The organism is Pseudomonas sp. VE 267-6A, from assembly GCF_024126555.1.
Classification (GTDB): domain Bacteria; phylum Pseudomonadota; class Gammaproteobacteria; order Pseudomonadales; family Pseudomonadaceae; genus Aquipseudomonas; species Aquipseudomonas palmensis.
Genome location: NZ_JAMYBY010000009.1, coordinates 39,858 through 54,976, shown reverse-complemented (window position 1 = coordinate 54,976; position 15,119 = coordinate 39,858). Strand labels below are relative to the sequence as shown.

The 15,119-nt window shown below is 64.9% G+C and carries 14 protein-coding genes; 9 read left to right on the top strand and 5 right to left on the bottom strand.

What is annotated here, in order from left to right; genetic code table 11:
• Nucleotides 1-36: 36 nt before the first annotated feature.
• The 6 genes from NJH59_RS12230 to NJH59_RS12205 all read left to right on the top strand — a co-directional run bounded on the left by NJH59_RS12230 (nucleotide 37) and on the right by NJH59_RS12205 (nucleotide 7,901).
• Nucleotides 37-2,325: an ABC transporter permease subunit gene (locus NJH59_RS12230; RefSeq protein ID WP_043861542.1), complete on the top strand. Its 2,289-nt coding sequence runs from the start codon at nucleotides 37-39 to the stop codon at nucleotides 2,323-2,325.
• Between the two features lie 17 nt (nucleotides 2,326-2,342).
• On the top strand, nucleotides 2,343-4,013 hold the full coding sequence (gene pstA / locus NJH59_RS12225) for a phosphate ABC transporter permease PstA (RefSeq protein WP_043861543.1): 1,671 nt from the start codon (nucleotides 2,343-2,345) through the stop codon (nucleotides 4,011-4,013).
• Nucleotides 4,014-4,093: 80 nt separating this feature from the next.
• The gene (gene pstB / locus NJH59_RS12220) at nucleotides 4,094-4,927 is read left to right on the top strand and encodes a phosphate ABC transporter ATP-binding protein PstB (protein WP_043861544.1); all 834 of its coding nucleotides are present in this window, start codon (nucleotides 4,094-4,096) and stop codon (nucleotides 4,925-4,927) included.
• 56 nt (nucleotides 4,928-4,983) lie between these two features.
• On the top strand, nucleotides 4,984-5,748 hold the full coding sequence (gene phoU, locus NJH59_RS12215) for a phosphate signaling complex protein PhoU (RefSeq protein WP_043861545.1): 765 nt from the start codon (nucleotides 4,984-4,986) through the stop codon (nucleotides 5,746-5,748).
• A 162-nt stretch (nucleotides 5,749-5,910) separates the two neighbouring features.
• Nucleotides 5,911-6,819 (top strand): response regulator, encoded by a 909-nt coding sequence (locus tag NJH59_RS12210; RefSeq protein ID WP_088513972.1) that lies wholly within the window; start codon nucleotides 5,911-5,913, stop codon nucleotides 6,817-6,819.
• Nucleotides 6,820-7,004: 185 nt separating this feature from the next.
• Nucleotides 7,005-7,901: a M23 family metallopeptidase gene (locus tag NJH59_RS12205; protein ID WP_054916463.1), complete on the top strand. Its 897-nt coding sequence runs from the start codon at nucleotides 7,005-7,007 to the stop codon at nucleotides 7,899-7,901.
• Nucleotides 7,902-7,907: 6 nt separating this feature from the next.
• On the opposite strand, the gene NJH59_RS12200 is transcribed toward NJH59_RS12205, so the two are convergent.
• From NJH59_RS12200 to phoB, 3 genes are all read right to left on the bottom strand, one after another.
• The gene (locus NJH59_RS12200; protein ID WP_043861548.1) at nucleotides 7,908-9,248 is read right to left on the bottom strand and encodes a hemolysin family protein; all 1,341 of its coding nucleotides are present in this window, start codon (nucleotides 9,246-9,248) and stop codon (nucleotides 7,908-7,910) included.
• 114 nt (nucleotides 9,249-9,362) lie between these two features.
• The gene (gene phoR, locus NJH59_RS12195) at nucleotides 9,363-10,637 is read right to left on the bottom strand and encodes a phosphate regulon sensor histidine kinase PhoR (protein ID WP_213085772.1); all 1,275 of its coding nucleotides are present in this window, start codon (nucleotides 10,635-10,637) and stop codon (nucleotides 9,363-9,365) included.
• A 142-nt stretch (nucleotides 10,638-10,779) separates the two neighbouring features.
• Nucleotides 10,780-11,469, bottom strand: a complete 690-nt coding sequence (phoB, locus tag NJH59_RS12190; protein ID WP_028942483.1) for a phosphate regulon transcriptional regulator PhoB — start codon at nucleotides 11,467-11,469, stop codon at nucleotides 10,780-10,782.
• Nucleotides 11,470-11,616: 147 nt separating this feature from the next.
• On the opposite strand from phoB, the gene NJH59_RS12185 reads away from it, so the two are divergent.
• Complete coding sequence (locus NJH59_RS12185) at nucleotides 11,617-11,991, top strand: hypothetical protein (RefSeq protein WP_043861550.1); 375 nt, start codon at nucleotides 11,617-11,619, stop codon at nucleotides 11,989-11,991.
• Between the two features lie 32 nt (nucleotides 11,992-12,023).
• Here the strand turns inward: NJH59_RS12185 and ubiA are convergent, their stop codons facing one another.
• Nucleotides 12,024-12,914 (bottom strand): 4-hydroxybenzoate octaprenyltransferase, encoded by an 891-nt coding sequence (ubiA, locus tag NJH59_RS12180; protein WP_054916464.1) that lies wholly within the window; start codon nucleotides 12,912-12,914, stop codon nucleotides 12,024-12,026.
• The gene (locus NJH59_RS12175; RefSeq protein WP_235384226.1) at nucleotides 12,914-13,441 is read right to left on the bottom strand and encodes a chorismate lyase; all 528 of its coding nucleotides are present in this window, start codon (nucleotides 13,439-13,441) and stop codon (nucleotides 12,914-12,916) included. Before NJH59_RS12175 ends, ubiA begins: the two co-directional genes overlap by 1 nt.
• Before the next feature lie 207 nt (nucleotides 13,442-13,648).
• Here NJH59_RS12175 and NJH59_RS12170 point away from each other — a divergent pair, with 207 nt between their 5' ends.
• On the top strand, nucleotides 13,649-13,816 hold the full coding sequence (locus NJH59_RS12170; RefSeq protein ID WP_007954349.1) for a rubredoxin: 168 nt from the start codon (nucleotides 13,649-13,651) through the stop codon (nucleotides 13,814-13,816).
• A gap of 30 nt (nucleotides 13,817-13,846) precedes the next feature.
• On the top strand, nucleotides 13,847-14,995 hold the full coding sequence (locus NJH59_RS12165) for an FAD-dependent oxidoreductase (RefSeq protein ID WP_253086837.1): 1,149 nt from the start codon (nucleotides 13,847-13,849) through the stop codon (nucleotides 14,993-14,995).
• The last annotated feature ends 124 nt before the right edge of the window (nucleotides 14,996-15,119 follow it).

Here is a 15,119-nt window from a genome sequence, read left to right as displayed (position 1 = left end):
CATGTTTTTGTCATACGGGACCGCTAGGGTGAGCGCATGAATGATCTGGCCAACTCCACCATGACCCAAAATTCTCCCCCCGTGCGGATTGATTTCAATACGCCCGAGCTGCAACGCAAGCGTCGCCTGCGTGCATTCAAGGACCGCCTGACCCGCTGGTATGTACTGGTGGGCGGGCTCGCCGTGCTGGCGGCGATCACCTTGATCTTCTTCTACCTGGCCTACGTGGTGGTGCCGCTGTTTCAAGGCGCCGAACTGACCACCAAGAAGGCCATGACCCCGGCCTGGCTGACCCAGGACGCCGGCAAGCCGCTGATGATCGCGCTCGAAGAGCAGAACCTGGTCGGCATGCGCGTCTCGGACAAGGGGCAGGCGCTGTTCTTCGACACCAAGACCGGTGCCGAGCTCAAGCGTGTCGACCTGCCGGTACCGGCCGGCACCCAGGTGACCTCGATCGGCGCCGACCAGCCGGGCAACCCGCTGGTGGTGCTGGGCCTGTCCAACGGCCAGGCACTGGTGTTCAGCCACAGCTACAAGATCACCTACCCGGACAACCACAAGACCATCACCCCGGCCATCGACTACCCCTATGGCCAGCAACCGTTCGCCCTCGGCGATTCGGGCCGTGCGCTGGAGCACGTGAGCCTGAACGTCAATGGCGACACCCTGGTGGTGGCCGGCTCCAGCGGTGCGCAGTTGCAGGTACTGCAACTGAGCCGCGAAGAAAACATGATGACCGGCGAAGTCACCAGCGAGCAGAACCACATCGAACTGCCGCAGATGACCGAGGCGGTCAAGGCGATCTTCATCGACCCGCGCCAGCAGTGGTTGTACGTGATCAACGGGCGGGCCCAGGCCGATGTGTTCAGCCTGCGCGACAAGAGCCTCAACGGTCGTTACAAGCTGCTCGACGACGCCGATGCCGAAGTCACCGCCAGCGCCCAGCTGGTGGGCGGCATCTCGCTGATCATCGGTGACTCCAAGGGTGGCCTGGCCCAGTGGTTCATGGCCCGCGACCCGGACGGTGAACAGCGCTTCAAGCAGATCCGAACCTTCCAGATGGGCAAGGCGCCGATCGTGCAGATCGATGCCGAAGAGCGCCGCAAGGGCTTCGTGGCACTGGATGCCAGCGGCAAGCTCGGCGTGTTCCACAGCACCGCACACCGCACCCTGCTGGTGGAGCCGATGGCCGAAGGCGCCGGCGTGCTGGCACTGTCGCCACGGGCCAACCGCCTGTTCGTCGAAGAGGGCGGCAAGCTGATCCCGGCCAGCCTGCGCAACCCGCACCCGGAAGTGTCCTGGAGCGCGCTGTGGAGCAAGGTCTGGTACGAGAACTACGACGAGCCCAAGTACGTCTGGCAGTCCACCGCGTCGAACACCGACTTCGAGCCCAAGCTGAGCCTGTCGCCACTGACCTTCGGTACGCTCAAGGCCGCGTTCTACGCGATGATCCTGGCCGCACCGCTGGCGATTGCCGCAGCGATCTACACCGCCTACTTCATGGCCCCGGGCATGCGCCGCAAGGTCAAGCCGGTGATCGAGCTGATGGAGGCGATGCCCACGGTGATCCTCGGCTTCTTCGCCGGGCTGTTCCTGGCGCCTTACCTGGAAGGGCATCTGCCCGGTGTGTTCAGCCTGTTCGTGGTGATGCCGTTCGGCATCCTGCTGGCCGGCTTCATCTGGAGCCGCCTGCCGGAGTCGATCCGCCTGCGTGTGCCGGATGGCTGGGAAGCGGCGATCCTGATCCCGGTGATCCTGTTCACCGGCTGGGGCGCGCTGACCCTGAGCCCGTTCCTCGAAACCTGGTTCTTCGGCGGCGACATGCGCCTGTGGATCACCAATGACCTGGGCATCACCTACGACCAGCGCAACGCCCTGGTGGTCGGTATCGCCATGGGCTTTGCGGTCATCCCGAACATCTACTCGATTGCCGAGGACGCCGTGTTCAGCGTGCCGCGCAGCCTGACCCTGGGCTCGCTGGCACTCGGCGCCACGCCGTGGCAGACCCTGACCCGCGTGGTCATCCTGACCGCCAGCCCGGGCATCTTCTCGGCGCTGATGATCGGCATGGGCCGCGCGGTGGGTGAAACCATGATCGTGCTGATGGCCACGGGCAACACCCCGGTCATGGAAATGAACCTGTTCGAAGGTATGCGCACCCTGGCGGCCAACGTCGCGGTGGAGATGCCCGAATCGGAAGTCGGTGGCAGCCACTACCGCGTGCTGTTCCTCGCCGCGCTGGTGCTGCTGATGTTCACCTTCGTGATGAACACCTTGGCCGAGCTGATTCGCCAGCGTCTGCGCAAGAAATACTCGTCGCTTTGATAGAAAGGTAGAGATCCGTGAAAAAGGATTCCCTCAAGAGCTGGTTCAAGAGCGGCGCCCCCGGCGTCTGGATAAGCGGTGGCGCGGTGTCCATCGCGGTGATCATGACCATCGGTCTGCTCTCCGTGATCGCCGTGCGCGGCCTGGCGCACTTCTGGCCGGCCGACCTGATCCAGGCCAGCTACAACGTGCCGGGCCAGGCCAACCACATCGTCATCGGCGAAGTGGTGCAAAAGGAAGAGGTGCCGCTGGCACGCCTCAAGGGGGCCGGCCTGCCGGTACCCGACAACGGCCCGGAGTTCATGACCCGCGAGCTGATCAAGGTCGGCAACCGCGACCTCAACGGCAGTGACTTCACCTGGGTGGTCGGCGACTGGCTGGTGGACCAGCAGAAGCCGGTCGACCTGATCGCCCTGGAGCGCCGCGAGTGGGGCAACTTCTACGGCTACCTGGTCAGCGTCAAGGAAAACGGCAAGGTGGTTGCCGAAGGGCAGGCCGCCTGGAACGAGCTGCAGGCACGCCTCAAGCGTGCTGCCGGCCTGGCCGGCGAGCTGCAGAAGCTCGAGAAGAAGGACATCGGTGCGATCAACCATGGCCTTGAGCGCCTGCGCCTGCAAGCCCGCAAGCTGGAACTGCAAGGCAAGCTGACCCCTGTAGCGCAGGCCGACATGGATGCCGAGCGCGCCGAGCTGAACAACCGCTACAAGGCCATCGAGGACCGCCTGGGCAAGCTGCACCAGGACTTCAGCCGCGACAGCCTGGTGGCCCGTGACGGCAATGGCCGCGAAGTCGAGATCAACCTCGACAAGGTGGTGCACGCCTACCAACCCAACGCCATGAACAACTTCACCAAGCTGGGCACCTACTTCGCCAAGGTGTGGGAGTTCCTCAGCGACGACCCGCGTGAAGCCAACACCGAGGGCGGGATCTTCCCGGCGATCTTCGGCACCGTGATGATGACCCTGATCATGGCCGTGATCGTCACCCCGTTCGGCGTGCTGGCGGCGGTGTACCTGCGTGAATATGCCCGCCAGGGCCCGGTGACCCGGCTGATCCGCATCGCGGTGAACAACCTGGCCGGCGTGCCGGCGATCGTCTACGGCGTGTTCGGCCTGGGCTTCTTCGTGTACGTGCTGGGCGGCTCGCTCGACCACCTGTTCTTCCCCGAAGCACTGCCGGCGCCGACCCTGGGTACCCCGGGCCTGCTGTGGGCCTCGCTGACCCTGGCGCTGCTGGCGGTGCCGGTGGTGATCGTGGCCACCGAAGAAGGCCTGGCGCGGATCCCGCGGACCGTGCGCGAGGGCTCGCTGGCCCTGGGTGCGACCAAGGCCGAGACGCTGTGGAAGATCGTGCTGCCGATGGCCAGCCCCGCGATGATGACCGGCATGATCCTGGCCGTGGCCCGTGCCGCGGGCGAGGTGGCGCCGCTGATGCTGGTGGGTGTGGTGAAACTGGCGCCGTCGCTGCCGGTGGACGGCAACTACCCGTACCTGCACCTGGACCAGAAGATCATGCACCTGGGCTTCCACATCTACGACGTCGGCTTCCAGAGCCCCAACGTCGAGGCCGCGCGGCCGCTGGTGTACGCCACGGCGCTGCTGCTGGTGATGGTGATCGCCACGCTCAACCTCTCGGCGGTATGGATACGCAACCACCTGCGCGAGAAGTACAAGGCGCTGGACAGCTGATACCCCTTATTGCAAGCGCCGCCCGTGTGTTGTGCCGGGCGGTACGATGAAACGAAATTGATAGCGTATGGAGTCTTACCATGCAGCATGAATCCCACACCCACGGCATCGACATGTCCGCCCTGGGTCGCACCAAGCAGAGCCTGCAGCTGGCCGACGAGACCGTGGCCATCGAAGTGCCGGGCCTGAGCCTGTTCTACGGCGAGAAGCAGGCGCTGTTCGATGTCAGCCTGAACATTCCCAAGCAGCGCGTGACCGCCTTCATCGGCCCCTCGGGCTGCGGCAAGTCGACCCTGCTGCGCACCTTCAACCGCATGAACGACCTGGTCGACGGCTGCCGGGTGGAAGGCGCGATCAACCTCGACGGCAACAACATCTACCGCAAGGGCGAGGACGTGGCCGAGCTGCGCCGCCGCGTGGGCATGGTGTTCCAGAAGCCCAACCCGTTCCCCAAGACCATCTACGAAAACGTGGTGTACGGCCTGCGCATCCAGGGCATCAACAAGAAGCGTGTACTGGATGAAGCCGTGGAGTGGGCACTCAAGGGTGCCGCACTGTGGGAGGAGGTCAAGGACCGCCTGCACGACTCGGCCCTGGGCCTGTCCGGCGGCCAGCAGCAGCGCCTGGTGATCGCCCGTACCATCGCGGTGGAGCCAGAGGTGCTGCTGCTCGACGAACCGTGCTCGGCGCTGGACCCGATCTCCACGCTCAAGGTCGAAGAGCTGATCTACGAACTCAAGTCCAAGTACACCATCGTCATCGTGACCCACAACATGCAGCAGGCCGCGCGGGTTTCGGACTACACCGCGTTCATGTACATGGGCAAGCTGGTGGAATACGGTGACACCGACACCCTGTTCACCAACCCGGCGAAGAAGCAGACCGAAGACTACATCACCGGTCGGTATGGCTAGGATTCAACGATTGAACGCCGCCTGACAGCACTTACCGGACGCGCCAAGGATTTCTCATGATCGACAAAGACAGCCTTACCCATCACATCTCCCAGCAGTTCAACGCCGAACTTGAAGAGGTTCGCAGCCATCTTCTGGCAATGGGCGGCCTGGTCGAGAAACAGGTCAACGACGCCGTCACCGCGCTGATCGAGGCCGATTCGGGCCTGGCCCAGCAGGTGCGCGAAGTCGATGAGCAGATCAACCAGATGGAACGCAACATCGACGAGGAGTGCGTGCGCATCCTGGCTCGGCGCCAGCCGGCGGCGTCGGACCTGCGCCTGATCATCAGCATCTCCAAGTCGGTGATCGACCTGGAGCGCATCGGCGACGAATCGACCAAGATCGCCCGCCGCGCCATCCAGCTGTGCGAAGAAGGCGAGTCGCCGCGCGGCTACGTGGAGGTGCGTCACATCGGCGACCAGGTACGCAACATGGTGCGCGACGCGCTCGACGCCTTTGCCCGCTTCGATGCCGAGCTGGCGCTGTCGGTGGCGCAGTACGACAAGACCATCGACCGCGAGTACAAGACCGCCCTGCGCGAGCTGGTGACCTACATGATGGAAGACCCGCGCTCGATCTCGCGGGTACTGAGCGTGATCTGGGCGCTGCGTTCGCTGGAGCGCATCGGCGACCACGCGCGCAACATCGCCGAGCTGGTGATCTACCTGGTGCGCGGTACCGACGTGCGTCACCTGGGCCTGAAGCGAATGAAGGAAGAAGTCGAGGGCAACGGCAACGGCGAAAAAGCTAATGTTCCGGGCAAACCTGACGATAAATAGGACTGCCCCGAGAATGAACGCCCGGCCTTGGCCGGGCGTTTTCGTTTGCGGCAGCGCAACAGCACGCACCCGCGAATGATTTGACGGAGCCCCGGCATGAGCGAAGTCTTGGCAAATGGCCATCAGTCAACGTTATGCTAGCCGGGTCTTGAAGGAGTGGCGATGAGTAAAGTCAGTGTTCTGGTCGTGGATGACGCGCCGTTTATCCGTGACCTGGTGAAAAAGTGTCTGCGCAATTACTTCCCCGGCATGGTCATCGAGGACGCGGTCAACGGTCGCAAGGCCCAGGTGCTGCTGGAGCGCGAGCGTTTCGACCTGGTGCTGTGCGACTGGGAGATGCCCGAGATGTCGGGCCTGGAGCTGCTGACCTGGTGCCGCCAGCACGAAGCGCTCAAGGCCATGCCGTTCATCATGGTGACCAGCCGTGGCGACAAGGAAAACGTGGTGCAGGCGATCCAGGCCGGTGTGTCGGACTTTGTCGGCAAGCCGTTCACCAACGAGCAGTTGCTGACCAAGGTGAAGAAGGCGCTGACCAAGCTGGGCAAGCTCGATACCCTGATGGCCAGTGCGCCCACCCGCGCCACCTCCGCGTTTGCCAATGACTCGCTGTCGGCCCTGACCGGCGGCAAGGCCGAGACCGTGCGCCCGGCCGCCCCAGCTGCGGCCCCGGTGGCGGCGGCCAAGCCACTGATCAATGCGCCGCAACCGGGCGCGGCCAAGGCGGCGGCGCCGGCGGGCCGCGGACAGGGCCAGCTGCGCCTGTCCAGCGGCAACCAGGCCTGCGTGATCAAGGCCCTGAGCCTGAAGGAAGCCTTGCTGGTGGTACGCCGTGGCGAAGTGCTGCCGCAGATCCTGGAAGGCGCGGTGCTGGACCTGGAGCAGGGCGACAATGCCGAGATCGCGCGGCTCAACGGGTACCTGCATGCGGTGGTGGCGGTGGAATCCAAGCCGGACAGCGACTGGCTGCAGCTGACCTTCCGCTTTGTCGACCAGGATGCGCAGAAGCTCGACTACCTGTCGCGGCTGATTGCCCGCGGTACGGCGCTCAAGCACTTCGTGCCGGGGGCCTGACAGGCCCTTTGCTGCTCGCGGCCTCTTCGCCGGCAAGGCCGGCTCCTACAGCCGTAGGAGCCGGCCTTGCCGGCGAAGGACACACCACTGATCGCCTGCCATACCCCGCATCACTCCCCGCAACACGCCCTCCATATTCCCCTGCTAGGCTTGCTCACAGCTAACCTGTCAGATGGCCACTACCGATGCCGCCACACCTGCTGCTGTTCTGCGCCCTGTTGCTGGCTGCCGGCCCGAGCTGGGCCATGACCATCTACAAGAACACCGACGCCGACGGCGTGGTGTCCTATTCCGATCGCCCCAGCCCCGGCGCTCGCGCACTGGTGTTCCGTGATCGCATGGTCGAGCAGCTGGGCCAGCAGGTGCAGTTGCAGGTCAGCAAGTACGCCGACGGCGTGCGTTTCAGTGCCCGCAACGAGCTGCACGCCCCGGTCGAAGTGGAACTGCGCCTGGAGCGCCTGGGCAACGTGCAGAACCTGGCGCCGCGCATCGTCCGGCGGGTGGTACCGGCCCGTTCCACGCTGCTGCTCACTGCCCTCGGTGCGCGCAAGCCCGGTACCCCGGTCAGCTACCGCGAGCAGTTCAACTACACGTTGGGCAACCCCGCCCAGCGCACCCAGGCCTATCGCTACCCGTTCCCCTGGCGCGGCGGCCCGTTCCGCCTCTCCCAGGGCCCCAATGGCACCTACAGCCACTTCGGCCCCAAGGGCCGCTATGCCATGGACATCGCCATGCCCGAAGGCACGCCGATCATCGCGGCGCGGGCAGGGGTGGTGATAAAGACGGAAAACACCCAGAGCGGGCGCGGTACCAACCCGGCAGGCAATTTCGTGCGGATTCTGCATGCCGACGGCACCATGGGCGTGTACCTGCACCTGATGCGCGGGTCGGTGGTGGTCAGCGAAGGCCAGCGGGTGGCCTATGGCACGCCGCTGGCAAGGTCCGGCAACACCGGCAACAGCAGCGGGCCGCACCTGCATTTCGTGGTGCAGCGCAACGTGGGGCTGGCGCTGGAGTCGATCCCGTACCAGTTCAACCAGCCCATCGGCGGGCTGCCGAGCTTTACCGCCGGCAACCCGTAAGGCGCGTCAATCGAGCTTGAGCACCTTGGCCAGCACGATCTTGGGCCCTTTCATCTTCTTGATGATGATGCGCAGGCCGTCGACCTCCAGCACCTCTTCTTCTTCCGGTACGCGCTTGAGCGTCTCGTAGACCAGGCCAGCAAGGGTTTCGGCCTCGATATGGTCCAGGTCCACGCCCAGCAGGCGCTCGACCTTGAACAGCGGGGTGTCGCCGCGCACCAGCAGCTTGCCGGGCTGGTAGGCGAGGATACCGCGCTCGGTCTTGCGGTGTTCGTCCTGGATGTCGCCCACCAGCACTTCGAGCACGTCTTCCATGGTCAGGTAGCCGATCACCTTGCCATCGGCCTCTTCGACCAGGGCAAAGTGCGCGCCGCCCTTGCGGAACTGCTCCAGCAGCTGCGACAGCGGCATGTGCCGCGATACGCGTTCCAGCGGGCGGGTCAGCTCGGCCAGGTTGAACGACTCGGGCAGGTGGTCCAGCGCGGCCAGTTCCAGCAGCAGGTCCTTGATGTGCAGCAGGCCGACGAATTCGCCGCTTTCGGCGTCGAGCACCGGGTAGCGGCTGAACTTGTGCCGGCGGAACATCGCGAGGATCTCCTTGAGCGGCGCATGGGCGTCGAGGCTGACCATGTCTTCACGGGAATTGGCCCAGTCGACCACCTCCAGTTCGCCCATCTCCACCGCCGAGGCCAGTACGCGCATGCCCTGGTCGCTGGGGTCCTGGCCCCGGCTGGAGTGCAGGATCAGCTTGAGCTCCTCGCGGCTGTAATGGTGCTCGTGGTGCGGGCCGGGCTCGCCCTGGCCGGCGATGCGCAGGATGGCGTTGGCACTGGCGTTGAGCAGGTAGATGGCCGGGTACATCATCCAGTAGAACAGGTACAGCGGTACCGCCGTCCACAGCGACAGCAGTTCGGGCTTGCGAATGGCCCAGGACTTGGGCGCCAGCTCGCCGACCACGATGTGCAGGTAGGAGATCACGAAGAAGGCGCTGAAGAACGATACGCCCTTGATGACTTCGGGCGATTGCACGCCCACCGCCGCCAGCAGCGGCTCGAGCAGGTGCGCGAAGGCCGGCTCGCCGACCCAGCCCAGGCCCAGCGAGGCCAGTGTGATGCCCAGCTGGCAGGCCGACAGGTAGGCGTCCAGCTGGCTGTGTACGGTACGCAGGATATGCCCGCGCCAGCCGTTCTTGCCGGCAATCGCCTCGACCCGGGTCGAGCGCAGCTTGACCATGGCGAACTCGGCCGCAACGAAGAATCCGTTGAGCAGAACCAGCAGCAGAGCAAAAAGAATCATGCCGAAATCGGCGAACAGTGAAGCGAGGGTGATACCAGGGGAAGGGTCCATGATGGAGTTTTACGGGGTCCGTCTTCTGAAATAAGGGAGTGTGGCAATGCCAGCAGGTACTGGCGCGAGTCAGCCAATGTAGCGGCTGACTGCGCAAATTTAAAGGGCGGTCGCTCAGGAAACGGTGCGGGTTGCCACCTGAACGGGGGCGAAATGGCAGGTAAAGGTACTGCCGTGGCCCGGTACGCTGCTGATCTCCAGCCGGCCGCGGTGGCGCAGCAGTACGTGCTTGACGATCGCCAGGCCAAGGCCGGTGCCGCCGGTGGTGGAGTTGCGGCTGGAGTCGACGCGGTAGAAACGCTCGGTCAGGCGTGGCAGGTGCTTGGGGTCGATGCCGATGCCCGAGTCCTGCACGCTCAGGTGCGCGCCCTGGGCGTCGGCCCACCAGCGGATGCGGATCTGGCCTTCATCCTGGGTGTACTTGACGGCATTGAACACCAGGTTGGAGAACGCGCTGCGCAGTTCCGCCTCGCTGCCCTTGAGGCGCACGCCCGGCTCGGCGTCCAGGGTGATGCGCTGGTTGCGCTGGCCGGACAGGGCCTGGGCATCGCCCTTGATCGACTGCAGCAGGCTGTCGATGGCCACCGGCTGGTTGTCGGAGGGGTAGTCGGTGGCCTCCAGCTTGGCCAGCAGCAACAGGTCGTTGAGCAGCGTCTGCATGCGCACGCCTTGCTGCTGCATCTGGGTCAGGGCCCGCACCCAGCGCGGGTTCACCTCCTCGACGTTGTCGAGCAGGGTCTCCAGGTACCCGGCAATCACCGTCAGTGGCGTGCGCAGCTCGTGGGAGACGTTGGCGACGAAGTCCTTGCGCATCTGTTCGAGCTGGTGGATGCGGGTCACGTCGCGCACCAGCATCAGGTGTTCGTTGTTGCCGTAGCGGGTGATGTGCAGCTGGATGCGCAGGCGGTCGCTGATGGGCGAGGGGATTTCCAGCGGTTCGAGGTAGTTCTCCTGTTCGAAGTACTCCTTGAAGCGCGGGTGGCGCACCAGGTTGGTGACCGGCTGGCCGCTGTCCTGTGGGGTCTTGAGCCCCAGCAGGGTCTCGGCGGCGCGGTTCCACCACTCCAGGTTGCCGTCGCTGTCGAGCATGATCACCGCGTCCTTGAGGGCGGCGGTGGACTCCTGCACGCGGTCGATCACTGCCTGCAGGCGCCCGCGCACGCGTTGGTCGCGGCGTTGCAGGTGGTAGATGCTGTCGAACACCTCGCCCCACAGGCCATAGCCGTCGGGCGGGGCCTCGTCGGGTTTGTGCTGGCGCAGCCAGTCGTGCAGGCGCAGCAGTTGCTTGAGGGTCCAGCCCAGATACACGCCAAGGCCCAGGGCCAGGCTCCAGCCGTAATGGCCGCTGATCAGCCCGGCCAGCAGGCAGACGGTGGTCAGCAGCAGCATGTGGCGAATCAGGGTGCCATGCCAGTTTTGGTTCACGGTGGGTCCTTAGGACCCGCTGCAAGCTGCAAGCGGCAAGCTGCAAGATTGAAGCGGATCTGCGTTTGCTTTTGCTCTTACTTGAGGCTTGTAGCTTGCCGTGTTCTCAACTCTTGGTTGAGAACCGGTATCCCGTGCCGCGCACGGTTTGTACCAGATTTTCGTAGGCTTCACCCAGCGCCTTGCGCAGACGGCGGATATGCACGTCGACGGTGCGCTCCTCCACATACACATTGCCGCCCCATACCTGGTCGAGCAGCTGGCCACGGGTGTAGGCGCGCTCCTGGTGGGTCATGAAGAACTGCAGCAGGCGGTATTCGGTAGGGCCCATCTCGGCAGGCTTGCCGTCGATGGTCACGCGGTGGCTGATCGGGTCGAGCAGCAGGCCGCCGACCTCGATCGGGGCCTCGCCATCACTGGGGCCGGCACGGCGCAGCACGGCCTTGAGGCGGGCCACCAGTTCGCGCGGGGAGAACGGCTTGGTGATGTAGTCGTCGGCGCCGACTTCCAGGCCCTGGATCTTGTTGTCTTCCTCACCCTTGGCGGTGAGCATGATGATCGGGATGTCGCCGGTCAGCTCGTCGCGCTTGAGGCGCCGCGCCAGTTCGATGCCCGAAGTGCCCGGCAGCATCCAGTCGAGCAGGATCAGGTCGGGCTTGCGGTCGACGATGATGGCATGGGCCTGCTGCGAGTTTTCCGCCTCCAGGCAGTCGTAGCCGGCCATTTCCAATGCAACGGCGATCATCTCGCGAATCGGCGCCTCGTCGTCAACGATCAGAATGTTCCTGCCAACCATGCTCAAACCTCTTCCCATTAAGGTGTCTTGGCCCGCATTAGATAACGGAATTATTGCAGTCGTGTGACAGGTCGTGTGGCCTGGCGGCAACATTCCTTGGCTGAGCTAGGCTTTAGCTCCCACCCATCACCAAAAACGGTGAATCCAATGACACGACATACGCTGAACTGGATGGCTCTCTTTGCTGTTGCAGCACTGGCCCTGCCGGGGGTGGCAGCGGCCGCGCCGGGGATGGAGAAGAACGGCGTGCTGGTCGATTCTGCCGGCATGACGCTGTACACCTTCGACAAGGATGCCGGCGGCAAATCCATGTGCAATGACGACTGCGCCAAGAACTGGCCGCCCCTCAAGGCCATGGCGGGCGACGCCGCCGAGGGCAAGTGGACGCAGATCAAGCGCGAAGACGGCTCGATGCAGTGGGCCTACGATGGCAAGCCGCTGTACACCTTCGTCAAGGACAAGAAGGGCGGTGACATGACCGGCGACGGCATGAAGGACGTCTGGCACGCCGCCAAGCCATGAGGCCGGCCTTGCGCGGCCGCCCCCGGGGGCGGCTAGCGCAGGGCGTAGTCCAGTACCACGCCGATGAACACCAGCAGCCCGGCCCAGTGGTTGTGCAGGAAGGCCTTGAAGCAGGCGTCGCGATCCAGGCTGCGGGTCGACCAGTATTCCCAGGCGAAGCACAGCGCCGCGCCTACCAGCCCCAGGTGGAACCAGCCACCCAGCTCGAAGCGGTTGCCGGCCATCAGCAGGCAGCCCAGCGACAGCAGCTGCAAGGTCAGGATGATGGCGCGATCGGCTTCGCCGAACAGGATCGCAGTGGACTTGACCCCGATCTTCAGGTCGTCGTCGCGGTCGACCATCGCGTAGTAGGTGTCGTAGCCCACGGTCCACAGCAGGTTGGCGATGTACAGCAGCCAGGCGATGGCCGGCAGCTCGCCGGTGGCGGCGGTGAAGGCCATGGGGATGCCCCAGGAATAGGCTGCGCCCAGCACCACCTGCGGGTAATAGGTGTAGCGCTTCATGAACGGGTAGCAGGCTGCCAGCGCCACGGCGCCGAACGACAGCCATACCGTCTGCGCATTGGTGCACAGCACCAGCACGAAACTCAGCCCCACCAGGGTCGCGAACAGGACCAGCGCCTCGCGCCCGCTGATGCGTCCGGCCGCCAGCGGGCGTTCGGCGGTGCGCTTGACGTGACCGTCGACCTTGCGGTCGGCAAAATCATTGATCGCGCAGCCCGCGGCGCGCATCAGCACCACGCCGAACAGGAAGATCAGCACGTTGGCCACGGTGGGCGTGCCCTTGGCCGCGATCCATACCGCCGTGAGGGTGGGCCACAGCAGCAGGTAGATGCCGATCGGCTTGTCCATGCGGCTGAGCTGGATGAAGTCCCAGGCCCGGGGGTGCAGGCGATTGAGCGACTTGAGCAGGCTCAGGTACATCAGCGGTCCTCCAGGCGGGTGTCGGTGGCCTGCCACAGGGCGGGCAGGAAGATCTCGGCCACCAGGATGCTCAGTTCACCCTGGTCGAACCGCGAACGGCGTGCCCACAGGCCGTCATGGCGCTGCTCGCGGGGCAACCAGGCGGCAGGGTAGTGGCACACCTCGATGGCCTGGCGGGCAAACCCGGGGCTGCAGAACAGCAACTCGCCCAGCGAACGGCTGCCCAGCGCTTCCATGTCCAGGCCGCCCTGCTGCAGGGCGCTGCGCGCGGCCACACTGCGTGCGTACACCCACGGCTGGCCATGCCCGCGCAGGTACACCTCGCGCACCCAGCCTTCGCTGCCCGGGGCCAGGCCGAGGCTGGTGCACTCGTCGGCGCGCAGCGGCTGCCAGCCCTCGTACAGGGGGGTCACGCTGAAGTGATCGGCGGATAATCGGGTCAGGCGGCGGGTCAACGAGCCCTGGTCGAACAGCCAGTCGGCGGTAAGGGGGTCGGCGCTTGCGGCCAGCGGCGTTTGCTGCTGCAGCCAGTGTGGCGCGGGCACTTGCGAGGTTTCGTACGGCACGGTAGGTATGCGGTTACAAGCCAGTGAGGCGCCGAGCTTAGCATGTTTGCCGGTTGCGCTTGCATCGCGCCACCAGCCTCAGTACAAAGCCCCCTGACGATTCATGCAGCGCCAAGACTGTAATGATCACAACCGATGTGCGTCTGGATTACTGGAGGGAGAGCGATCATGAAGAAGTGGCAATGCGTGGTATGCGGGCTTATCTACAACGAGGCCGATGGCTGGCCGGATGACGGCATTGCGCCGGGCACCTTGTGGCAGGACGTGCCGGAAGACTGGCTGTGCCCGGACTGCGGTGTGGGCAAGATGGATTTCGAGATGATCGAAATCAACTGATCATTTTTTATACAGGGAAGGGATGAAGGCATGAGCGATCCGGTGGTGATTGTCGGTACGGGGCTGGCGGGCTACAACCTCGCCCGCGAATTTCGCAAGCTCGACGGCGAGACGCCGTTGCTGCTGATCAGCGCCGATGATGGTCGCTCGTATTCCAAGCCGATGCTGTCCACCGGCTTTGCCAAGGACAAGGACGCCGACGGCCTGAGCATGGCCGAGCCGGGGGCCATGGCCGAGCAGCTCAAGGCCCAGGTGCGTACCCATACGCGCATCAGCGGCATCGACCCGGGCCACAAGCGCCTGTGGATCGGCGAGGAGCAGGTGCCGTACCGCGACCTGGTGCTGGCGCTGGGCGCGCAGACCATCCAGGTGCCGGTGCAGGGCGACGCAGCCGATGCGATCTTCCCGATCAACGACCTCGAAGATTACGCGCGCTTTCGCGCCGCGGCGGCCGGCAAGCGCCGGGTACTGATTCTGGGCGCCGGGCTGATCGGCTGCGAGTTCGCCAACGACATGCACCTGGGTGGCTTCGAGATCGACATCGTCGCCCCCTGCGAGCAGGTCATGCCGACCCTGCTGCACCCGGCCGCCGCGGCTGCGGTGCAGGCTGGGCTGCAAGGGCTTGGTGTGCGCTTTCACCTGGGCCCGGTGCTGACCCGCCTGGAACGTTCGGCCGATGTCCTGCAAGCGCATCTGTCCGATGGCAGTGTGATCGTCTGCGACCTGGTGGTATCGGCCATCGGCCTGCGCCCCCGCATCGACCTGGCTGCCGCCGCTGGCCTGCAGGTCAATCGCGGGGTGGTGGTCGACCGCCACCTGCGCACCTCGCACGCCAATATCCATGCCCTGGGCGACTGTGCCGAGGTCGACGGCATCAACCTGCTGTACGTGATGCCGCTGATGGCCTGCGCGCGCGCGCTGGCGCAGACCCTGGCGGGTAATCCGACGGTGGTCAGCTACGGGCCTATGCCCATCACGGTGAAGACCCCGGTATGCCCGCTGGTCGTTTCACCGCCGCCACGCGCCCGCGAAGGCCAGTGGCAGGTCGAAGGGCAGGGCAGCGACATCAAGGTGCTCTGCCGGGATGCCGATGGCCAGCTGCTGGGCTATGTATTGACCGGTACGGCAGTGATGGAAAAGCTGGCGCTGAACCGTCAACTTCCGCCGTTGCTGGCATAAATAGCTGTCGTTCTGTCGGATATACCCTGCCATTGCCTGAACAATGGCCGCCCAGAGACTGGCGCGGCCACTGGCGGCGTGCCATTCTCACACCCGTCTGCCGCAGTTTAGAGCCTGCGGTGCC